Origin of the sequence: Kangiella sp. (genome assembly GCF_014762745.1) — a bacterium.
Lineage (GTDB): Bacteria > Pseudomonadota > Gammaproteobacteria > Enterobacterales > Kangiellaceae > Kangiella.
Window position 1 is genome coordinate 59822 of the sequence record NZ_JABURJ010000052.1, and the last position, 22084, is coordinate 81905.

General features: G+C 45.0%; 20 protein-coding genes and 1 other RNA gene. 14 read left to right on the forward strand and 7 right to left on the reverse strand.

Going from position 1 to position 22084, the window contains the following annotated elements:
- Positions 1 to 4 precede the first annotated feature (4 nt).
- The gene (locus HUJ19_RS03845) at positions 5 to 820 is read left to right on the forward strand and encodes a formylglycine-generating enzyme family protein (RefSeq protein WP_290622351.1); all 816 of its coding nucleotides are present in this window, start codon (positions 5 to 7) and stop codon (positions 818 to 820) included.
- 11 nt (positions 821 to 831) lie between these two features.
- Positions 832 to 1404: an SCO family protein gene (locus HUJ19_RS03850; RefSeq protein WP_290622352.1), complete on the forward strand. Its 573-nt coding sequence runs from the start codon at positions 832 to 834 to the stop codon at positions 1402 to 1404.
- A gap of 340 nt (positions 1405 to 1744) precedes the next feature.
- On the opposite strand, the gene ssrA is transcribed toward HUJ19_RS03850, so the two are convergent.
- Positions 1745 to 2092: a transfer-messenger RNA gene (gene ssrA, locus HUJ19_RS03855) on the reverse strand.
- A 136-nt stretch (positions 2093 to 2228) separates the two neighbouring features.
- Here ssrA and HUJ19_RS03860 point away from each other — a divergent pair.
- From HUJ19_RS03860 to HUJ19_RS03870, 3 genes are read left to right on the forward strand one after another with little or no spacing between them, the layout of a single operon-like run.
- A complete protein-coding gene (locus HUJ19_RS03860) occupies positions 2229 to 3032 on the forward strand; it encodes a PP2C family serine/threonine-protein phosphatase (protein WP_290622353.1) in 804 nt (267 codons plus the stop codon).
- Between the two features lie 12 nt (positions 3033 to 3044).
- Positions 3045 to 3593, forward strand: a complete 549-nt coding sequence (locus HUJ19_RS03865) for an FHA domain-containing protein (RefSeq protein ID WP_290622354.1) — start codon at positions 3045 to 3047, stop codon at positions 3591 to 3593.
- 6 nt (positions 3594 to 3599) lie between these two features.
- On the forward strand, positions 3600 to 5321 hold the full coding sequence (locus HUJ19_RS03870) for a serine/threonine-protein kinase (protein WP_290622355.1): 1722 nt from the start codon (positions 3600 to 3602) through the stop codon (positions 5319 to 5321).
- Between the two features lie 87 nt (positions 5322 to 5408).
- Here the strand turns inward: HUJ19_RS03870 and HUJ19_RS03875 are convergent, their stop codons facing one another.
- Positions 5409 to 6353, reverse strand: a complete 945-nt coding sequence (locus tag HUJ19_RS03875; protein ID WP_290622356.1) for a LysM domain-containing protein — start codon at positions 6351 to 6353, stop codon at positions 5409 to 5411.
- 198 nt (positions 6354 to 6551) lie between these two features.
- Positions 6552 to 7025 carry an SsrA-binding protein SmpB gene (gene smpB / locus HUJ19_RS03880; RefSeq protein WP_290622357.1) on the reverse strand — a complete coding sequence of 158 codons (474 nt, stop codon included), beginning with the start codon at positions 7023 to 7025 and terminating at the stop codon, positions 6552 to 6554.
- Between the two features lie 137 nt (positions 7026 to 7162).
- On the opposite strand from smpB, the gene HUJ19_RS03885 reads away from it, so the two are divergent.
- From HUJ19_RS03885 to waaA, 3 genes are read left to right on the forward strand one after another with little or no spacing between them, the layout of a single operon-like run.
- Positions 7163 to 7594 (forward strand): type II toxin-antitoxin system RatA family toxin, encoded by a 432-nt coding sequence (locus HUJ19_RS03885; protein WP_290622358.1) that lies wholly within the window; start codon positions 7163 to 7165, stop codon positions 7592 to 7594.
- The gene (locus HUJ19_RS03890; protein ID WP_290622359.1) at positions 7594 to 7887 is read left to right on the forward strand and encodes an RnfH family protein; all 294 of its coding nucleotides are present in this window, start codon (positions 7594 to 7596) and stop codon (positions 7885 to 7887) included. The genes HUJ19_RS03885 and HUJ19_RS03890 overlap by 1 nt, the downstream gene beginning before the upstream one ends.
- A 28-nt stretch (positions 7888 to 7915) precedes the next feature.
- On the forward strand, positions 7916 to 9163 hold the full coding sequence (gene waaA / locus HUJ19_RS03895; RefSeq protein WP_290622360.1) for a lipid IV(A) 3-deoxy-D-manno-octulosonic acid transferase: 1248 nt from the start codon (positions 7916 to 7918) through the stop codon (positions 9161 to 9163).
- A 32-nt stretch (positions 9164 to 9195) separates the two neighbouring features.
- On the opposite strand, the gene HUJ19_RS03900 is transcribed toward waaA, so the two are convergent.
- Both HUJ19_RS03900 and HUJ19_RS03905 read right to left on the reverse strand, forming a co-directional pair.
- The gene (locus HUJ19_RS03900; protein ID WP_290622361.1) at positions 9196 to 10569 is read right to left on the reverse strand and encodes a TolC family outer membrane protein; all 1374 of its coding nucleotides are present in this window, start codon (positions 10567 to 10569) and stop codon (positions 9196 to 9198) included.
- Positions 10570 to 10627: 58 nt separating this feature from the next.
- Positions 10628 to 11296, reverse strand: a complete 669-nt coding sequence (locus HUJ19_RS03905; RefSeq protein ID WP_290622362.1) for a protein-L-isoaspartate O-methyltransferase — start codon at positions 11294 to 11296, stop codon at positions 10628 to 10630.
- Positions 11297 to 11475: 179 nt separating this feature from the next.
- Here HUJ19_RS03905 and HUJ19_RS03910 point away from each other — a divergent pair, with 179 nt between their 5' ends.
- From HUJ19_RS03910 to parC, 5 genes are all read left to right on the forward strand, one after another.
- Complete coding sequence (locus tag HUJ19_RS03910) at positions 11476 to 12111, forward strand: NUDIX domain-containing protein (protein ID WP_367273962.1); 636 nt, start codon at positions 11476 to 11478, stop codon at positions 12109 to 12111.
- 67 nt (positions 12112 to 12178) lie between these two features.
- On the forward strand, positions 12179 to 12655 hold the full coding sequence (locus tag HUJ19_RS03915; protein WP_290622364.1) for a DUF1249 domain-containing protein: 477 nt from the start codon (positions 12179 to 12181) through the stop codon (positions 12653 to 12655).
- Positions 12656 to 12737: 82 nt separating this feature from the next.
- A complete protein-coding gene (gene cpdA, locus HUJ19_RS03920) occupies positions 12738 to 13520 on the forward strand; it encodes a 3',5'-cyclic-AMP phosphodiesterase (protein ID WP_290622365.1) in 783 nt (260 codons plus the stop codon).
- A gap of 147 nt (positions 13521 to 13667) precedes the next feature.
- A complete protein-coding gene (gene parE, locus HUJ19_RS03925) occupies positions 13668 to 15557 on the forward strand; it encodes a DNA topoisomerase IV subunit B (protein ID WP_290622366.1) in 1890 nt (629 codons plus the stop codon).
- Between the two features lie 27 nt (positions 15558 to 15584).
- A complete protein-coding gene (gene parC, locus HUJ19_RS03930) occupies positions 15585 to 17825 on the forward strand; it encodes a DNA topoisomerase IV subunit A (protein ID WP_290622380.1) in 2241 nt (746 codons plus the stop codon).
- A 74-nt stretch (positions 17826 to 17899) separates the two neighbouring features.
- Here the strand turns inward: parC and HUJ19_RS03935 are convergent, their stop codons facing one another.
- Positions 17900 to 18925 (reverse strand): hypothetical protein, encoded by a 1026-nt coding sequence (locus HUJ19_RS03935; protein WP_290622367.1) that lies wholly within the window; start codon positions 18923 to 18925, stop codon positions 17900 to 17902.
- A gap of 165 nt (positions 18926 to 19090) precedes the next feature.
- Here HUJ19_RS03935 and serB point away from each other — a divergent pair, with 165 nt between their 5' ends.
- Positions 19091 to 19999, forward strand: a complete 909-nt coding sequence (serB, locus tag HUJ19_RS03940; RefSeq protein WP_290622368.1) for a phosphoserine phosphatase SerB — start codon at positions 19091 to 19093, stop codon at positions 19997 to 19999.
- 8 nt (positions 20000 to 20007) lie between these two features.
- On the opposite strand, the gene HUJ19_RS03945 is transcribed toward serB, so the two are convergent.
- Positions 20008 to 22077 (reverse strand): EAL domain-containing protein, encoded by a 2070-nt coding sequence (locus tag HUJ19_RS03945; protein ID WP_290622381.1) that lies wholly within the window; start codon positions 22075 to 22077, stop codon positions 20008 to 20010.
- Positions 22078 to 22084 lie beyond the last annotated feature (7 nt).

The window sequence follows — 22084 nt, forward strand, 5'->3', positions numbered from 1 at the left end:
GACTATGAAAATCAGTCGTCTTAAACTTGTAGTACTATCACTGACTCTGGTCGGAGTCAGTGGTAGCTCTGCGCTACAGGCAAGCTCCACAGCTGCACCATCGCCAAAGGGTATGGTACTGGTCAAAGGGGGCGAGTATCGTCCTTTGTATATGAGCAAGGACAGTCCTATCCAGTCGGTGGAAGACTTTTACCTGGACAAGTACCCAGTCACTAATCGCCAGTATCAACAGTTCGTCAAAAGTAATCCTGCCTGGGCTAAACAACAGGCACCCAGGGTGTTTGTGGAGAAGCAATATTTGCAGCATTGGCAGTCAGACGAAAAGTACCCTGAAGAGCTTGCTAATAGTCCGGTAACGAATGTTTCCTGGTTTGCCGCTGATGCCTATTGTCAGGCGCAAGGCAAACGTTTGCCAAGAGTGGGTGAGTGGGAACTGGCCGCACTTGCCAGTGAAACCCAGGCTGATGGTAGCGTTGAAAAAGATTACAAGCAAAAGATATTGATGTGGTACAGCAGACCAAGCCAGAGACAGCTGGCAGCGGTTGGACAGAATGAACCCAATTACTGGGGCGTCCATGATATGCATGGCTTGATCTGGGAGTGGACAGAAGATTTTAATTCAGCGTTAGTCACTGGTGAATCACGCGGTGATAGCACTATTGATACCAAACTGTTTTGTGCCGGTGGTGCCAGCGGTGCGGTAGATCCGGGTGACTATGCAGCTTTTATGCGCTACGGATTTCGAAGCAGCCTGGAAGCAAAATATGCGTTGCCTAACTTAGGTTTTCGGTGCGCACAAGATACTGAACTGAATCAGTAAGAGAGAGACAAATGAACCTATATGTAAAGATTATTTTTGCCGCACTAATGGTTGTCATAAGCGCGCAAGTTGTCGCTGATAACGATGCTAAAAATCTACCTGAAGATTCCATTTACCACTTGAACAGTGAATGGGTAACTCAAGATGAGCAGACCATTAATATCCAGTCATTAGCTGGTAAGCGTCAAATGGTTAGCTTGATATACACACACTGCATGCACACTTGTCCAACCATTGTCGCAACCATGCAGAATATTGAGAAAAAACTACCGAAAGATGTGCTTGAAAACACTGAATTTGTGTTGGTGTCATTAACACCTGGAAGCGACACTCCTCAAGTGCTAAAAGATTTTTCAGAGAAAAGAAAGTTAAATCCAGAGCGTTGGACCTTGCTGACCGGTGATAAACAAGACGTCAGAAGCCTGGCCATGGCGTTGGGAGTTCGTTATAAGAAAAGCGAAGACAATGAAGTGGCCCATTCAAACGTATTCACACTGCTTGATGAACAAGGCCGAATCCTGTTTCAGGAAGTTGGTGATATTAATAAAGTTGATGAGACAGTTGAAAAAATTGTCAGACGTTGAGGTTTGATTGTTCTCTTAGCTAAAGAAATCATTGTTCCAGCTCGAGTTGCAGATTGATGGGTTACGGCTGACCTGGCAGTAGCCGTAATCTGTCAAAAGAATTTCGAAAGACGGCGGGAATTATTCGCACCATCCATGCGTTAGGACAAGCCATCAAAAGAATTTCGAAAGACGGCGGGAATTGCTCGGCTCATCCCTGAGCCTCGCCTTCGCTGCGCTCAGGCCAGCTAAAGCTGTCAAAAATTGTTCCAGACAATTTTTTGAACCCGCTACGCGGCTCCAAAACCAACTATCTATAGCCAATAAAAAACCCCAACTCTTGTGAGTTGAGGTTTTATATTGGTGGAGACGGCGGGAATTGAACCCGCGTCCGCGAATCCTCTGCTCGAGGCTCTACATGCTTAGGTCCATCTTTAATTTAATCTTTGACGTGCCGATGGGCAGGCATTCAAAGACGGTCTCGAGGAAAGTTTAACAGTTGGCTGCCGAGCACAGTTACCTGCGAGTCCCTGTATTGACTGTCTAGCTCCTACCAAGGACGCTCAGAGTAGACAGTTAGCCTTAAGCGGCTAAAGCGTAGTTGTCTTCGTTTGCAACTATTAAGTTTCAGCTTTGATTTTACGAGATTCGCTGACATCTCGGCATGCACCTGGAGGTTCGTAATCCACGTCGAATCCAAATCGTCCCCAGATTCTTTTCCATTATAGTGCATTATTGGGCCAAGTACATTAATATCAAGGGGGTGGGCCAAGATATTTTGTGGCTTGGTTAACATTCATTTTTAGAGCAAACGGCTACACTCCATTGGAATAATAGGAGGGGCAATGAGTAGTTTACAAACGTCCAAAATACAGTTTGCCATGCTGTCGCATAAGGGGATGTCGCGCCAGAACAATGATGACAAGGTTTTTGCTTCCACAGAGTTGGGGTTGTGGTTGTTGTCAGATGGTGTCGGTGGTCTCAAGCAAGGTGAGCAAGCTAGTCAGTACGCAGTTGAAGAGATATCAAAGTCGATCAAAAAAGGCTTTAATCTGCATAGCGCAGTTCATTCAGCTCACTCTGTGATCAAGGCCCATAATAAACATGAGCAGGAAGATCGTGGGGCAACTGTGGTTGCTGTGCATTCCAATGGCTCCAGTTACGAGATTGCCTGGGTTGGTGATAGCCGTGCTTATTTGTGGAATCAGGAAACTGGTGAGTTAACTCAGTTGACCGAGGATCACACCTTGGTTCAAAAGCTGGTCAATGCCGGTTTACTGGAGCAACACGAGGTTAAGAATCACCCTAAACGTCATGTCATCACGCAATGTCTGGGTATCGAGAACGAAACCCCTTTAAGTATTGGTTCGTTAAATCGTGAGTGGGGCTATGGTGAGTCTTTATTATTGGCTAGCGATGGCCTTTATGAGGAGCTTTCGAGGCAAGAAATTATTGCAGCTTTGAAGCTTCCTCGTGATAATCAGGCTAAGGTTGAGTATTTGGTAGAATTGGCATGTAAGAATGGGGGTAGCGATAATATTTCTTTACTGCTGATTTCATCACCTGTTACTGAACCACAGCCGAAGAAGAAAGAAACACCGATAGAGAAGTTTATAACAAAAATCAAAACAATCCTTAAACTAGGTTAATGTGAGGTAGGTATGTCTTCTGAGAAAAATCCTTCACAGCATAAGTCTGAATTTCGTGAAGATAAAGCGGGGCCACAAGGGACACTGGTCTTCGATTCGAGTCAAGTGGAAAGGATGATCAAAGAGGAAATTCAAAAGTTGGAAGATGATGGAACTAAGGTTCCAGCCTTACTTGCAACGACTAAGCCGCATGCTGGTCAGGCGTTTTTATTGGAGTACGGTAAGAATGTCATTGGGCGTGGAAAAGGTAACAGTGTAACGCTGTATGATCCTGCTGCTTCTTCAACTCATGCCCAGATTACCTTCTCCGATGGGCAATGGCGAATTCTCAATTTGTTGTCTTCAAATGGCACCATTGTTAATGGTGAAAAGGTTTCTGAGCGTATTCTGTCCTTTGGTGACCGCATTCAAATTGGGCATACTGAGTTTTTGTTTACCTTGGTTGATAGTAGTGAAGCTCAGCCGCAGGAAGAAAAAGAAGAGATGAACTGGATGCTGGTGGGTTCACTAGGTGTAGCAGCCGTGATTCTATTGGGAGTTCTTGCCTGGCTATTCCTATAACTTTCAATGACTCAAGAAAATGAATTGCGCATAGGGCGCTATAAACTCATTAAAGAAATCGGCCGTGGGGCTATGTCTGTGGTTTATCAGGCTGAAGATCCCGAAATCGGTCGCATGCTCGCGATAAAACTCCTAAAACACGAATTGGTGGAAAAGGAGGAGTATCGCGAGCTTTTTTTGCGTGAGGCAAAAGCTGCCGGCCGCCTGGGCCATCCTGGCATTGTGACTATTTATGATGTGGGCATCTGGCAAGAAAGACCTTTTATTGCCATGGAGTTGCTGGAAGGCGAGAACCTGGATGATTATCTGCAGAATAATGGGGTATTTAGCCTGGAACAGGCATCTGACTTAGCGAAGCAGCTAACGCTTGCCCTGGATTATGCGCATCAGAATGGTGTTATTCACCGCGATTTAAAGCCGGATAATATTCTGGTTTTAGATGGCGGAAGACGTTTTAAAATCACCGACTTTGGTATTGCGCATGTCGAGCATTTGTTCCTTGAAGATGAGGGCGGCAAAAGCAAAGGCAAAATTATGGGCACGCCTGCCTATATGTCACCAGAGCAAATCACTGGACATGGCGTTGATTTTAAGACGGATCTCTACTCGCTTGGTGTGATTCTTTATCAGGTTACCAAAGGCGAGTTGCCTTTTCAGGCTCCAAATTACGCGGCCATGATGCAGGCCGTTCTACACATGAATCCACAGCCAGTCAATATTGTGTCTGAGCAGGGGTTTATGTGGCAGAGCATCATATTCCGTCTACTGCAAAAAAATCCTGATCACCGTTACACTAGCAGTGATGAGTTGTTGGAAGAAATCGAAACGCTGGCCAAAGAGCTGACACAGAATAAGGAAGGCTTGGCAGGTATTCGTTTTGTGTCGATGCGCGCTCGCTGGGCAATAAGTTTATCAGCGGTTGTACTGGTAGTGATGATACTGGGTATGGTCTGGGTCTACAACAAGCAGAATCAGCTGATGAACCAGCTGGTATTTGATTATGGCAATTCCATGGTACAGATTATTTCCTCGGAAACCGCGGAGCTTCTGCTACTGGGTGAAGATGTTGCGTTACAGGCGATTACCGTTGATATTGCTGACAACTCACAGATTCAGCATCTTTCGATAAGAGACGGCCAGGGGGTTGTCCAAAGTAGCAGTCAGCCAGAACAGATTAACAAGCCATTTATGTTGCCTCAGTCCAGTAAGCTACAGCAAAATACTCTTGATGCCAAAATATACTCGAATTTGAGTGACTACGATCAAGAAGTGGTATTGTTTGATTCTCCGATAAAGTATCAGGATAAAGAGATTGGGCATGCCTTTATTGCAATCAGCCGCAGCAATCTTAAAAGTGCTACTCAGTCATCCCTGTTAGCGATGATCATATGGATGTTTTTGATTATGTTGGCAGTTTTTTCAGGGGTGTACTGGTTGGCAAATCGATTTATCCAAAGAGTTAACGAAACGCGGCATGTTATTCGGGAGCTAAGAAACCATGGTCAGGCGGATATCCTTAAAGTGGATACCCACGATGAAGTGGGGCGATTGCAACAGGAGGTCAATGACCTTTCTCAGAAGCTGGCTGGCTTGACACAAACGCAGTATATAAGCACTAATCCTGATCCTAGCCTACTTGAAACCATTACAGATATGGACAAGACTCTCATCATTTCTCAGGATGAGACGGAAACTGGTGAAGGAAAAGAGTCATCCAGCAAAGAATGATTATTATGATATGTTTCCAAAGCAAAAAGGCTATCGAGAGATAGCCTTTTTTGTGATTAAACACAGAGGGTTATGCTAAGTCAATTGCTAGAGTGACTCCAACTTTTCTTTAAGCGACTTAACTCTGTCTTTGTAGACCAGCGCCAAATCATCGGATGGATTAATGGCTAGAATACGATCCCAATACATAAGCGACTCGTCTAGCTTCTGATTGCGATAGAGGCGTAGCGCTTTTTGATGGTAATGCTCACTAACTTTATTACGAGTACCCGTGAAGAGAGCGTTAGATTCAAGTTCAGTACCTGAAACCTGCCAGGCGCTCAATAAAATATTGTAGGACTCATCGAACTTCTCATCATCGGCCAATTGCTTTGCTTCTGCCAGATCCTGTTCGACATTGAGTGCAGCCAGATTGGATAACAATATTTGCTGACTGGATTCAGACAGGCGGCCATCGTCAATTAAAACCTGTAACAGCCCTTCAGCTTCTCCAGTAAGGCCTTCTCGACGCATTTGTCTTACCTGATTTTGAGCCGCAATAATCAGTTTTTCCTGAAGTTCGTTATTGTCAGCAAGGTTTTCCTGCGCTCGAGCGTACTCTATGGCTTCATAATAGCGTTGCTCAGAAAGCAGATTGTCCATTTCAGTGGTGGGTTGTTCTTCACTTTGAGTAGCTTGCTCTGTTTTCGCTACAGTCTGCTGTGAGCTTCTGGGTTTAACAAGAATCAAGCCCTTGCTTGGTAATTTGAGTTGCTGGCCGACATATATAGGAGCCTGCGGTTCAATGTTATTCAGTTCGGCAATTTCAAGGTATCTCTGCGCATTGCCGAGCATCTTCTTAGCTATGGAACCAAGGGTGTCGCCTGAGCGAACCGTGTATTGGATGGTGTCAGATTGTACTGATTTACCAGAAGTGTAGGTGCGAGAGCCATCGCTGATATCAACGATTTCAACCTGTTCTGCACTTCGATCTTCGATGAAAGAGCAGCCGCTTAAAGTCAGTGCCAGAAAAATTGTAGTGTAACGTTTCAAGAGAGTTACCTTTTATTCCATGGTGACTTAACCTTAATAAGGAACGGTAAAGCCAGCAATATAAGTCTTTAAAATCAATATGCTATAAAAAATATCGGTTAATATTATCAAACCGTCTTTTATGACAATGTGGACTAAGCCACACTTGTCATATATCCCGTTGTTATACCTTAAATCAGCTGGGGTGGATAGGGTTTCCTAATGACGCTTCATGATGCGTTCTTTGGCTTTGTTCCACTCGCGTTCCTTTTCGGTTGCGCGCTTGTCGTGCATTTTTTTGCCTTTAGCCAGACCGATTTCAAGTTTAACTCGATGACTTTTCCAATACATGGCCAGAGCAACGACGGTATAACCCTGCTGTTCAACGCCACGAAACAGTTGGGCCAGTTCACGGTTATGTAACAGTAATTTTCGTGTGCGGGTTGGATCTGCTACTACATGAGTAGAAGCGGAGATCAAGGGTGTGATATGGCAGCCGAATAGAAACGCTTCACCGTCTTTGAGTAGCACATAACTCTCGGCCAGGTTGACTTTGCCTGCACGTATGCTTTTCACTTCCCAGCCCTGTAATACTAGACCGGCCTCAAAAGTATCTTCTATAAAGTAATCATGACGTGCGCGCTTATTAAGCGCTATGGTATTGCCGGATGGCTTACCCTTCTTTTTAACCAAGGTAGATCCTGTGTGGGATTATTGCAAAGTTAGACCGCAATTATAGGCGTCTGAGTGCTATTGCTCAATAGTTGGTATTTGGGGCTTGTGCAATGTTACAATTGCCGCACTTTTAAACCTGATTTATTAGCTTTTGAATGAAAACCATTCGGCGACAAGCGCTTTTACCCTTTTCGGCAAAACAAATGTTTGATTTGGTGGATGATATCGAGAAATACCCTGAGTTTCTGCCTGGTTGTAATGATGCCAAGGTTCTGGAAAGAACCGACGATACTGTCACCGCAACCTTGTCCGTAGCGAAGGGTGGTTTTGCTAAAGAATTCACTACTCGAAATACTAATAAACCTTATAACAATATTGCCATGGAGCTGGTGACAGGCCCTTTTAAGCACCTGACTGGTCAGTGGACATTTGAGGAGCTAGGTGAGTCTGCCTGTAAAATTGAGCTGTTAGTTAAGTTTGAGTTTTCCAACCCACTTACTAATCTTGCTTTTGGCGCAGTATTTAACCAAATGGCCGAATCATTTGTGGATGCCTTCTCAAAACGGGCGCGAGAGGTGTACACATAATGAGCAATCAAGGCAAAATAAGGGTTGAAGTTTGCTATGCGTTGCCTGATAAGCAGACTTTGCTTTCGCTTGAGGTTGAAGCTTCTGCGACTATTGAAAATATCATTAGGCAGTCCGGCATTTTAGAGCTGTATCCTGAAATTGATTTATCAGAAAACAAGGTCGGTGTTTTCAGTAAGCTTGCTAAACTGTCAGATACTTTGCATGATGGCGACAGAATAGAAATTTATCGTCCTTTAATTGCTGATCCGAAAGAAGTGCGCAAGCAAAGAGCACAAAAAAATAAAGCATAAAGTCCGAGTCAATAAGGAAGACAATTAGTTGTTACGTTACCTTTATACACTGTTGTATATTTTAGCTGCGCCGCTGCTGTGTGTGCGTTGGGTTTATAAAAGTTTTAAGCCACCGCAGTACCGTGAACCTTTAAGAGAACGCTTTGGAATTGTTCGTAAAGAAACCAAAGAGAGTATTTGGTTTCATGCAGTATCGATGGGTGAGTCAAATGCTGCTATTGCTATCATAAAGCGGTTATTGGCCAAATATCCTGATTTAAATATTATCGTTACTACGACAACCCCCACTGGGGCTCGTCAGATTTTTAATGGTCTGGGTGATAAAGTTACTCATCATTATTCTCCTTGTGATCTCCCCGGAACTATTAAACGTTTCATTCGTCGTGCCAAACCAAAACTATTGGTCATTATGGAAACAGAGTTGTGGCCAAACTGGTTGCATCATTTAAAAGAACAGCAAATACCGGTGATTTTGGCGAATGGACGTTTGTCAGAGCGTTCAGCACAAAAGTATGAGAAAGTGTTTTCACTTGCTGATGAAATGATGGATGCCTTTGTTAAAGTTTTATCGGTTAATGAGCATGATGCGGAGCGGTTTCAAAGGATTGGTTTAAATCGCGATAAGTCTGTGGTAACGGGCAATATCAAATTTGATATGGATATCCCGCAGTTTACGGATCATGAATACTATCCTGACTGGATAGATGAAGCTGTATGGATAGCGGCCAGCACTCACAAAGGTGAGGATGAGTTGATCTTAAAAGCACACCAGTTGATCTGTAATCAAGTGCCGGATGCACGTTTGATTCTGGTTCCGCGCCATCCTGAACGTTTTGAATCAGTGGCTCGTCTGGTGGAGGAGTCAGGCTTTAGGATGGCTCGACGCTCACAACCATCTGGTTGGAAACAGGAAGCTCAGGTATTACTCGGTGATACCATGGGTGAGATGATGAAAGCCTTTAATATATCGAATATTACCTGGATTGGCGGTAGCTTCGCTGAAATTGGTGGCCACAATCCTATTGAGCCAGCTGTATTGGCTAAGCCGGTAATAACAGGTCCTCATATCTTCAACTTTAATGAAATCTTTTGTGATTTGATTGATGCCGGTGGTGCGCAAATGGTGAATGATGAGGAAGAACTCGCCGAGTTGGTCGTTGAACTGATGCAAAATACTTCTAAAGCATCTGGTATGGGTCAAAAGGCATTGCAGGTCATTGAGGCTAATCGTGGTGCTTTGGATAAAACTGTCAGCGTTATCGAAGGTTATCTTTAACGAGTTAATAACGCTGACGTTTCTATCATTTACTAAAAATCTTCCAGTAGTTTGTTAACGGACTGAATATCTTCTTCAGTTAAGGTGCCTGTTGCTGCTTTAAGCTGCAAGCTACTGATCAGATAGTCATACTTGGCTCGGATCATATTGCGTTGAGCAGAATATGCGCCACGAGTGGCAATCAACACATCTACAATGTTTCGCGTACCTGCCTGATAGCCTTCCTGGGTTGATTCCAATGAGTTGATGCTTGATTCATAGGCACGTTTATTGGCTTCGAATGATTTGATCGCCGTTTGCAGGTTGGTGTAAGCCATGCGGGTGTTCTTTTGCACCAGCCTATCGCTTTGATCAAGTTCATGCGTAGTTCGTAAATAATTCTGTTTGGCCTGCTCAGTCTGGGCAGAGGTTCTAAAGCCTGAGAACAATGGAATGGTTACCGTAATTCCAGCCTGATAACCATCTTGCATATTCAGGGTATTTTGGTCGATATTCTGAATGGGAAAGTAGCGGTCAGTTTCTGTTTCCTGATCGGAGTAACTGACACTGAGATCTGCTGTGGGATAGTGGCCACTGCGATTGCGTTTAACTTCTTCTCGTGCTGCGCGAACTTCAAACTGTTTTGCTTTTAAATTCAGGTTAGCTTCACGAGCTGCGCGCATCCAGTCATCAATATTGGCGGGGCTCGGAGGTGTTAGAGTCATTTCATTGCCGGCGGCTTCTAACTCAGCATAATACTGGCCGGTTATTTCACGCAAACTTTCAATGGCATTGTTGTACTCATTCTCTGCTACGAGTTCGCTGACCTGCGCCTGGTCAAAATTGGCCTGAGCATCAAGAAAGTCTGTTGCTGTCGATAGTCCCGACTCAAATTGTTCACGCGTTAAGTCCAGTTGTTTTTGTAGTGCTTCTTTTTCGGAACGCGTCGCTTCCAGAACTTCTTTGCGGCTCAAAGTCTGAAAGTAGGCTTGAGCTGTACGAGTCATTAAATCCTGCAAACTGGCAGCGTGGTTTAGTTCTGCTGCACGAACGCGTAGTTCAGCCTGCTCCAGTGCAACCCAGCGACTCCAGTCAAACAACGATTGGCTTAGTTGAACTCGATAAGTAGTTGAGTCAACTTCATTGCTGAAAGGATCGGAAGGACTGCCATCGAGACCCTGACCTGAAGAATCGTTATCACTTCTACCTTTGGTTGCTGTTGCGCTGATTTGAGGTAACAGGTTAGAGCGATTGATGCGGACGCCCTGTTCGGTTGCTTTCAGGTTTGCTTCGCTAATTTTGTATTGCGGATCATTTTTGAGCGCGTCCTGGTATACGTCCAGAAGATCGGTATTAGCTTGTGTGGTAAAGCCACTCAGTGAGAGAACTGCAAGAGTGACCAGTTTCATTGTTGTTGTCGGTTTCATACCAAATTCCAAAATGGTTGTATTCAGCAATCGTTATTTTTGCTAAGGGTTATAACTTCTAAAATTCAAATTGTTCAGCACGTTTTGCGTTAATTAAATAGGGCAAAACGGTTTCAAATAAAACTTCTTCGTGCCACTGGTCATCACCGGTACGGGTGATCAGTTTGGCTTTCATCGCAGGTTCCTGACCAACGATACAGAACAGGCGACCGCCAATGGGTAAATGACGCTTGAAAGCTTTAGGTAATTTATAAAAGCTTCCTGTTATGGCGATAACATCATAAGGCTTATAGTGAGGCCAGCCAGTGGCGGCATCGCCTTCTTCAAACTCTATGTTGTCCAGCCCAAGCTCTTGAGTACGTTCCCTGGCCTGCTCGACAAACTCGCCAATGATATCAACGCTGTATACTTTGCGTGCAAGCTGTGCCATCAGTGCTGTGCAGTAGCCTGTGCCAGTACCAACTTCCAGTACATTATCACTTGGCTGAATGCGTAGAGCCTGAAGCATACGGGCCTCTTCGCGAGGTGGCATCATGCACTGGCTATGGCCAATCGGAATTTGCGTATCTGCATAGGCTAGTGTGCGATACTCTTCCGGTACAAATCTGTCGCGGGGCAAGCCCGAGATCAGATCCAGGAGTTGATTATCCAGCACATTCCATGGGCGAATTTGCTGTTCAACCATATTGAGTCGAGCCTGCTCCAGATCAAACACTGGCTGTTCCATGGATACCTCTCTTGGTTGGCTAAAGCATAGTAATTATTGGTATTTCAAACAATACAGTAAGTGTAACAGATTATGAAGTGTTAACATCCTGTCAGGCCTGTGGCAGGATAGCCTAAATCGGTACAGAGCTCGCTTTGTTTGCAAAGACATCAGTAAAGTAAACTTGCTGTGAATATAAGGTGATATTCTTGAAGAAACAATTTGGTCCGAATGATGTAGAAGTGCTTGGTCATGAGCCGCTATTTGAAGGTTTTTTCCGTATGGAGAAATACCGCTACCGCCACAAGCAATATCAGGGTGGCTGGAGTCCAGTTATTGAGCGTGAAATCTTCGAGCGTGGTAATGCGGTCGGGGTTTTGCTTTATGATCCGAAACTTGATCGCTTTGTCATGATTGAGCAGTGCCGCCCCGGAGCTCTGAAAGATAAGCATTCACCCTGGCTGCTGGAAATTGTCGCTGGTATGGTTGAAAAAGGTGAGGATCCGCATGAGGTGGCTCACCGTGAAGCCCTGGAAGAATCGCACTGCACCATCAATAAGTTGTTTGAAATGCCCGGTTACTGGGTCAGTCCTGGTGGCACCACAGAATATGTCGATCTGTTCCTGGGTTTGGTTGATAGCTCAAACTTGGTAGACTATGCCGGTTTGGATGATGAGCATGAAGATATCAAGGTGTTAGCCGTCACGCGACAAGAAATGTTGCAACTTCTGGCTAATGGCGGTATTAGTAATGCTATGGCCCTGATTGCCATCCAGTGGTTTTTATTGAATGAGCAGCAACTGGATCTTGCTGATAACTGTTCTCAAGGAAAGTAGTCCCAAGGAAACTAGTATCAAAGAAAGTAGTATCACGGACAGATTACTCATTATTGAATAGGTGCTTATGCGCTCAGCAAGAAAGTATGTACCAGACTTGAAAGAGTTTATGGCTTTGTGTGCCAGCAATTACCTGAAGTTGAATAAACTGCTCGGTAGTGCTGGCAAATCATTGAGTCATGAATCTGATGCTGTTTTGTTGAGTGTTGATAAGCAGCCCGATGTTGTTATTACTCTTGAACAGACCAGCCGCTATACCGTGACCTACCGATTGCGGCAGTTTTGTAACGCCAAGGCTCCCTATGCTTCAGCGGTCAATCGCGAGTTTCTGGTTCGTCTGTATCACGATGCGCAGATGGCGGAAGTCTTATCAGGTCTTAACGAAGGTATGTTGCCACCCGTCTATCAATACCCAAATACTGAGATGAAGCAGCCCGATGAAAAGCTTCAACTGAACCGTTTTCTCGGTGAATGGCTTAACTTTTGTCTACAATTTGGTCAATCTCACACTGCGAATACGACCCACTTAGCGTTTTTGCAATAACTTATAAGCGATAATGACTATAACAAAATAGGAGATTGATTTGACTTATGACTGCAAACGCCTATTTATCGGGCGACCTGAAATGACCGTGTTACACCTTTCAGATCCGCATTTGTTTGCTGATGATAAAGGAAGTCTGTTAGGGGTTAACACACAGGAAAGCTTCTGCGCAGTGCTCGATGATGTTCGTGCAAAGGCTATCGATCCCGATATCATTATCGTTACAGGCGACATTTCGCAGGACTACTCGCAAGCCTCCTATCAATTCTTTGCTGAGCAGATGGCTCAATTCGGCAAACCAGTTTTCACGCTTGCCGGTAATCATGATGAAGTTGAATACCTCACCAGCCATCTATCCAAGGCACCTCTGTTTACTCAAAAGCAAATTATTACTGACCATTGGCAAATTCTGATGGTGACCAGTCATATTGAAGGTGAAGTTCATGGTAGGGTCAGTAAAAATGAATTGGACTGGTTGCAAAAGTGTCTTGAAGATAATTCTGACCTGCCAACCATGCTGTATATGCACCATCATCCGATCCCGGTAGGTTGCGATTGGCTGGATCAAATTGGTATCCGCAATAAAGATGACTTGTTGGAGCTGGTCACTCAGCACCCTCAGGTCAAACTGTGTGGCTTTGGTCATGTTCATCAATTCTCAGAGCATAAGATTGATAATGCGCTCTATTGTTCGGTGCCATCAACCTGCGTTCAGTTCAAGCGCCACTCAGCCGATTTTGCCGCCAGTTCGGAAACCCCCGGCTATGCGGTTTATCAATGTCAGGCGGATGGCTCGATAAAAAAGCACAATTACCGTGTTGATCATTATTTACCCAAAGTGAATTTTGCCATTTCTGGCTATTAATCAGTGCCTTAAAGAGCTCTCTCGAAAAGCGCACGAATCCGTCAATAATTTTACTTGCACTTGCTGATCGGCCTTTATAGGATAAGAGCCGAATAACAATATATTGAGTCAATTTGACTCTCCTAACACAAAATCAATAATTTACTTATGGCGAATAACCAATATACAGCTGAATCCATTGAGGTTCTCAGCGGTCTTGATCCAGTTAAAAAACGTCCCGGTATGTATACCGACACCAGCCGTCCGAACCACCTTGGACAAGAGGTGATCGATAACAGTGTGGACGAAGCATTAGCAGGCCATGCAAAAACCATCAAGGTGACTTTATATAAAGATGGAGCGCTCGAAGTAGAAGATGATGGGCGTGGTATGCCGGTTGATATCCACCCTGAAGAGGGCATTCCTGGCGTCGAGCTGATCATGAGCAAGTTACATGCCGGTGGCAAGTTCTCCAATAAAAACTATCAATTTTCAGGTGGTCTTCACGGCGTCGGTATTTCAGTCGTTAACGCCCTGTCGAAACGCGTTGAAGTTACGGTGAAGCGCGACAGTAAACAGTACTTCATGGCCTTTGAAGATGGTTTTAAAGTTAAAGATCTTGAAGTGGTGGGTGAAGTTGGCAAGCGAAATACCGGAACCAGCGTCAAGTTCTGGCCCGATAGCCAATATTTCGATAGTGAAAAATTTTCCGTTTCACGCCTTAAACACCTGCTCAAAGCTAAAGCCATTCTTTGTCCTGGCCTAAAGGTCATCTTTGATAACAAGGTTGCGGGTGAGCAGGATGAATGGCTCTATGAAGATGGTCTGACTGCTTATCTGTTAGAGCAGGCTGGTGGATTTGAGAAATTGCCAGATGAGCCCTTTACAGGTTCCCTGCAGGGTGAAGCCGAAGCAGTTGACTGGGCCTTTATGTGGTTACCAGAAGGTGGCGAGTGTCTTGCCGAGAGCTATGTTAACCTGATTCCAACGCCGCAGGGTGGTACCCATGTGAATGGGTTGCGTAATGGTTTATTAGAAGCCATGCGCGAATTTTGTGAGTTCCGTAACTTGCTACCGCGTGGTGTAAAACTCAGTGCGGAAGATGTCTGGGACCGAATCAGTTATGTCCTGTCAGTCAAACTTGATGATCCTCAATTCTCGGGCCAGACCAAAGAGCGCCTGTCATCACGTCAGTGTGCGACATTTGTTGCTGGCGTGGTAAAAGATGCCTTTAGTTTATGGCTCAATCAAAATCCGGTGATTGGTGACGCACTGGCTGAACGTGCTATCAGTAATGCTCATAAGCGGATGCGTGCCAGCAAGAAAGTAGTACGAAAGAAAGTGACGCAGGGCCCTGCATTGCCGGGCAAACTGGCAGACTGTGCCGGAACTGATTCAATGAGCAGTGAACTGTTTCTGGTTGAGGGTGATTCTGCGGGTGGCTCAGCCAAGCAGGCGCGCGATAAAGAGTATCAGGCGATCATGCCGTTGCGCGGTAAAATTCTGAATACCTGGGAAGTGGATTCCAACCAGATCCTGGCTTCACAGGAAGTGCATGATATTTCAGTCGCCATTGGCCTTGACCCCAATTCCGATGACCTGAGCAAACTGAGGTACGGCAAAATCTGTATTTTAGCGGATGCTGATTCGGATGGTCTGCACATTGCTACGTTACTGTGTGCTTTGTTCGTTCGTCATTTCAGACCACTGGTTCGCGCTGGGCATGTGTTTGTTGCTATGCCACCCCTGTATCGAATCGATGTCGGTAAAGAGGTGTTTTACGCGCTGGATGAAGATGAAAAACAGGGCTTGTTGGATCGAATCAAAGCTGAAAATAAGCGTGGCAAGATTCAAGTGCAGCGCTTTAAAGGTCTGGGTGAAATGAACCCTAAGCAGTTGCGTGAGACGACCATGGCCCGTGAAACAAGACGATTGGTACAGCTAACCCTCGATGGCGAAGGGCAGGCCGAGCAAATTATGGACATGCTGTTGTCGAAAAAGCGCGCATCTGATCGAAAAGACTGGTTAGAGCAGAAAGGCAATAAAGCAGAAATTTAAAACGAGAAGTGAACTATCGTGGAAGAAATGAATTACGAAGGTATTGAAAAAAAGTCGCTGGCGGAGTTTACCGAACAGGCTTATTTGAACTACTCCATGTATGTGATCATGGATCGTGCCTTGCCACATATTGGCGATGGCTTGAAACCGGTGCAGAGACGCATTGTTTATGCCATGAGTGAGCTTGGCTTAAAAGCTACCGCTAAATATAAGAAATCAGCGCGTACGGTTGGTGATGTGCTGGGTAAGTTTCACCCGCATGGTGATTCAGCCTGTTATGAAGCCATGGTGTTGATGGCGCAACCGTTTTCCTATCGTTACCCATTGGTGGACGGTCAGGGTAACTGGGGTGCTCCGGATGATCCGAAATCATTTGCAGCCATGCGTTACACTGAATCGCGTCTGGCGGCTTATGCTGAAGTATTGCTCAGTGAATTAGGGCAAGGTACGGTTAATTGGATTCCAAACTTTGATGGCACCATGGATGAGCCAGAAGTTTTGCCGGCGCGTATTCCTAATCTGCTGCTTAATGGCACGACAGGTATTGCAGTGGGCATGGCAACGGACATTCCTCCACATAATCTTTCAGAAGTTGGTAAAGCCTGTATCCATCTGCTGGAAAACCCTAAATCCGAGGTTGAGGATTTACTGGAATTTATACAAGGCCCAGATTTCCCAACCGACGCTGAAATTATTACACCAAGAAGTGAAATTCTTGAGGTTTACGAAAAAGGTCGTGGTTCAATTCGCATGCGCGCCCGTTATGAGAAAGAAGAGGGCGACATCGTCATTACCGCTCTGCCACATCAGGTTTCAGGTGCCAAAGTACTGGAGCAGATTGCAGCTCAGATGCAGGCTAAGAAATTGCCTATGGTCAGCGACCTTCGTGATGAGTCGGATCATGAAAACCCGACGCGCCTGGTCATTGAGCCACGTTCCAATCGTGTTGATGTGGAAGAGCTGATGCGTCATCTGTTTGCTACTACGGATCTTGAGCGTACCTATCGGGTTAACATGAACATGATTGGTATCGATGGCCGTCCGCAGGTTAAAAACCTACGTGTGATGCTTAAAGAATGGCTTGAGTTCCGTCATGAAACTGTACGCAGACGTTTGCAGCATCGACTTGATAAGGTTATGGACCGCCTGCATATTCTGGACGGCTTGTTGATTGCTTATTTGAATATTGACGAAGTGATTCACATCATTCGTACTGAAGATAAGCCAAAGCCAAAACTGATGGAGCGTTTTGATTTATCGGACCGTCAGGCGGAAGCCATCCTTGAGCTGAAATTGCGTCATTTGGCAAAACTTGAGGAAATGAAAATTAAGGGCGAGCAGGCCGAACTTGAAGACGAAGCTGACTGGTTACAGTTGACGCTTGGCTCCAAGCAGCGCATGAAGACCCTGATCAAGAAAGAAATTGAAGAAGTCATTGAGCAGTTTGGCGACGAGCGTCGATCACCGATTGTTGAACGCAAAGAAGCTAAGGCCTTGTCTGAAACCGAGTTGTTGCCTACTGAGCCAGTGACCGTCATCCTTTCAGAAAAGGGCTGGGTGCGTTGTGCCAAAGGGCATGATGTGGATGCTGTAGGTATGAATTACCGATCGGGAGACAAGTACCTGGATTCAGCAAAGGGTAAGAGTAACCAGTACGCTGTTTTTCTGGATTCCACTGGGCGAACCTTCTCCTTGTTGGCGAATACCTTGCCATCAGCGCGAGGCCTGGGTGAGCCGGTAACCGGCCGTGTTAACCCAATTGCAGGTGCTGAGTTTATGGCTACTCTTATGGGTGAAGATGATGACAAGTTCCTGTTTGCAACCGATGCTGGCTATGGCTTTGTGGCTAAGTTTAGTGACCTTGTGACCAAGACCCGTAATGGTAAGGCTTTCCTTAACCTGCCATCAGGCTCCAAAGTAGTGAAGCCTTCCAGCGTCACAGACCCTGCCAACCAATTCTGTGTGGCTGTCTCTAATGAAGGCCGCATGCTGGTATTCCCGCTAGCTGATTTGCCTGAACTGGCAAAGGGTAAAGGTAATAAAATTATCAGTATCCCAACCGCCAAGTTGAAGCTACGCGAAGAGTTTATGGTTGCGGTTGCTGCCATCAGCGAAGAAGATAACTTGGTCATTCACTCAGGCAAGCGACATCTGACATTAAAGGCTAAGGATCTGGAGCATTATCGTGGTGAGCGAGGGCGTCGTGGCCACAAGTTGCCAAGAGGATTCCAGCGAGTGGATAGGATTGAGGTAGAGTCCAAAGATTAAGATGTTATCTTGTTAAATCTTAAAACTAAAAAGGTCATCATGTGATGGCCTTTTGTTTGTGAATGGTTGACTGGTTATTCTCCAAGCAGGAAGCGCACCTGGCGCTCAATACCATTGCGCTGAGATGCCTCAACATCTGGTACTTTTGTTAACTCGACTTCACCAACAGCTTCAATATCAAGCTCGATACGCTCTTCGCCATCAATGAGTGAAGCATGCCTTATATCAGATTCGAGCCAGATCCCCGGTTCAATCACATCAAAAAATGTCTGATAGATTTCACGATCAAATTCAAGGTTATGAACCAGTATGCTTGGTTCCAGTTTGAGTCGTTTCATGGCTTTAAGCAGAACCTGCAATTGAGTCAATAAATTTGGCTCAATTAGCGTGGACTCCTTGCCCAGTACTAATAATGATTGTTTAAAGCTTAAAAAATAGATACCGTTTTTGGGTAACCAACGATTAAACATGGTTAGCAGTCGATGAGTATTTTGTTCATTGAGCCTTTGCCAGTTTGCTTTGATGACCAATAAATTGGCATTTGCTCCTGGGTGATTCTTTTTGCCGTTACTGTGTTTCAGTAGCTGGCGCAGGAGCTGATTTTGATTAGGTGAATCCTGCCCGTTTCTAATCTCGGCTGTTTTTGGCTGACGGTTTTTCCACCAGGCTCTAATGTTTCTAAAGGAAATGATAAAAAGCAAAAGTCCCCAGCTAAAACCGCTGATAATCCATATCATGGTTGGCTCTGAAACAACTTGGGATATTAGTGATGCCTGGGCATTTGGGCTGAAGTAAATGGTTAAGTAACCGTTTTTCTTTTCCTGAAAATAGATGTCGGCAACCACCGAACGAAGATCTGCCGGTAGCTCATCTGCTTCCAGCTTGACCATTTCTGTACCATCACGCTTATAGATGGCGACTTTAAAGACACTGTCGTTTTCATAGAGGCCCTTGGCCACTGCTTCGATAGAGTCTTCATCTTGCGTATAGATAAAGCTACCAAGCTGACTTGCCGAGGCGGTCGTCAGCATTTCGGTATAACTATTGATGTAATTTTGCTGCTGAAGCTGTTGCTGTTTGGTTAGCCAAAGCTGTAGCAAACTACTGGCAAGGGCCAGTACTAGCGCAGAAAAAATGAGCGCCTTGGTGTTAGCGCTTTTAAAGAGTGATGATTTAATATTGCTATCCCTTTCTATAAATTAAAATGGGCTTTTATTTAGGGTTAATATACCATAGTTTGTTCTGATGAATAGAACCACACAACAGTGGCGTCGACTGACTTAACCATGGCCGATTACTTTTTATACTTATTTAATCAGCGTGATGCTGAATCTAAACTTAACTTCTCGACTCTGGAAAACTTATCTGACTCCATCGAAGAGCAGCCCCAAGTTCATTCAGGTATTAAAGTGTATAGCATTACTGGCGCTGATGAGAGCGCGCTAAAGTCCGCCCTTTATGAGCAAAGTAAGAGTCATGGCTTTGATTACTGTCTGTTATCTCAGGGGCGCAGCTATGGTCCTTTTAAGCTGGCTGTGTTCGATATGGATTCAACTTTGATCCCGATCGAAGTGATTGATGAGTTAGCTGTTCAGGCTGGTGTTGGGCAGCAAGTGGCACAAATTACCGAAGCTGCGATGCGCGGTGAGCTGGACTTTAATCAAAGTCTGGAGCATAGGGTAAAGCAGCTAAAAGGTCTGCCCTTGGAGGCGATTAATGTGGTTAAGGAGCAGCTAGTTTTTAATACTGGAGTTGAATTATTTTGCCATTTTTTTGTGCACCGGGGTGGTGAGATTGCTATTGCTTCAGGAGGCTTTATGCCTTTTGCGGACGAGCTATCCCAACGTTTGCCATTTAGCCGTATTCGGGCAAACCGCCTGATTGAGTCAAAGGGGTTGTTAACGGGACAGGTCGAGTATCCAATTGTTAATGCAGACGTCAAAGCGGCCAGTTTGAAAGAATGGGCATTGGACGCGGGGGTAACTGAGCAGCAATGTATTGCGGTTGGTGATGGTGCCAATGATCTGAAGATGCTGCAGCAGTCCGGAATTGGGGTGGCCTTTAAAGCAAAGCCGACTTTAGGAAAGTCGGCTGATTGCGTTTTGAATGTTGGTTATCTGGACTCTTTGGTTGAACTGCTGCCTCTAATCGAGAAGCAGCAGGGACAAGGCTAAGTGCTCATCTAGAAGTCATTATCAGCAAAGTCATAGCTGAGCTTGGACATAGGTTTTGAAATATAGTTACCGGTTACAAAGTCCACGCCGAGAGGCCAGATTTGTGCTAGTGACGAGGCTTCTTCCAGGTTAGTGATAATGGCCTTGGCTTCGACATTATGGGCCGCTTGGATTAATGGGACTATTTTGTCGGTGCCTTGCTCTTTCAGTACCTCAATCATGCGGCCATCAAAGGCAACATAGTTGGGTCGAATGGACTGAATCAGTTCCAGTTCGTTGGCCTGTACGCCTGATAAGCAGAACTTAATCCCGTCTTTGTTAAATACATCTTTTAACTCTATCGCTTTTTTGAGATAGGTTGCCGCGAAGTGACTTTTCAGAGTCAATATCAGGCTATTACTATCAATACCGGCTTTTGCGATACTCTGACGAACCCAACGGCTAGCATCTTCTCGCAGCAAGGTGTTTGGGTGCAGGGTCAGGAATAATTTGGTTGGTTTGCCCGCAGCTTTTTCTTTGGCTAGCATTTTTAAGCTATGGGTAAAGGTAATCTTGTCAATATCGGCGTCAATACCAACTTTTTCAAAAATTGGGAAGATATTTTTGCCTAGCCCCCATTTACCATCCTGCATTTTATAACGGAAGTAACAGATGTATTGCTGATCAGGGCTACCCTGCAAGCTCATCATTGGCTGATAGAAGAGAGTCATATGACCTTCGTCTCTGGCCTGTACAAACTCATCATAAAGCACTTTTTCTTCTTCGCTTAAGAGACTATCAATGGATGGGTTAAACAATTCAAAACCATTGCCACCTGCATCCTGAACTTTATGACTCACTGCAGTTGCATGTAGTACCAGTTTGTCCGGCTCAAGATCATTGTCTTGGCAGGTAACACCGCCAATGCTGAAAGTAAGGTGTAGAGTCTGTTCAGAAACTTCAAACAGATGAGAGCCAATTTCAGAAAGTAATTTCTTAGGTAGCTCACTGGGGGCGAGACCTTTTTCGGATAGGATAATACCAAAGCTGGTATCACTGATTCGTGCTATTATGGCTTTATCACTGACGTGAGCTTTCATCCAGTCAGCAATATCCTTTAACAGATCATCGCATGCTGCTATGCCAAACTCGGAGCGGTACTTGGAGAACTTATCAATTTCAACCAGGTAAAGAACGGTATCTGTTTTGCTGTCGCGTGATTTTTCAGTGATATTCTTCAGTCTGTCCATAAATGCCGGACGATTAAAGATACCTGTCACTTGATCAATTTCACTGACTTCTTTTAATTTTTTCAGTAATTCTGTTTGGTCGCTGACTTCGCGAACGACCAGTTGAACGCAAGGCTCGTCATCATAGATTGCTGAAGAAACGATAAACTCGGCTTCGAAAATTTCACCATTGGCATTTTTACCTTTTAGAACCTGTTTGACTTCCTCGCCACTCTTCGCCTGCTCTTTTAGCAGAGTTTTGATTTTGTCGGTATCTTCCGAGTCGATCAAATCCATGATTGTCATGACGATGATGTCATCTTCTTCATAACCGAAGCGATCCAGGTAAGTGGGGTTGGTATAAATGTGCATACCATCATGAATATAGGCGATGGCATCTTTAGAGCTCTCAAGTAACAACTGATTTCGCTTGGAGGTTTCCGACACCATTTTGGTGGCAGTGGCAACCTGTGCTTCAGCATTCACTAGCTGTTGCTCGCGCTTGATAATAAGGGTCAGTAAATCTTTGGCACTGTTGGGAATGCAGTCTTTTACACCTTTTGCGATAGCGTCAAAGCGCTGATCCTCAGAATAATTACTGCTTAACAGGATTGCCGGAACCGATTGCTTTTGGCTTTTTAACAAGGTCAATGCCTGTTGTATTGGTAAGTTATCAAGCTCATCGAGGAACAACGCCTGCTGCCACTGTTTTTCATCAATGGCGGCTTTGAGCTGTTCGCTGTTGGCCACCACTTGGTGGCGAATTGGAAGGCCTTGATTTTTCAGGTGGCTAGCAAGCTGTTCGCTCTCATTGGCCGAACTTGAGAAAATCAGGGTGTTTATTGGTGAATTATTGCTCTGTTTTTTCATCACAAAT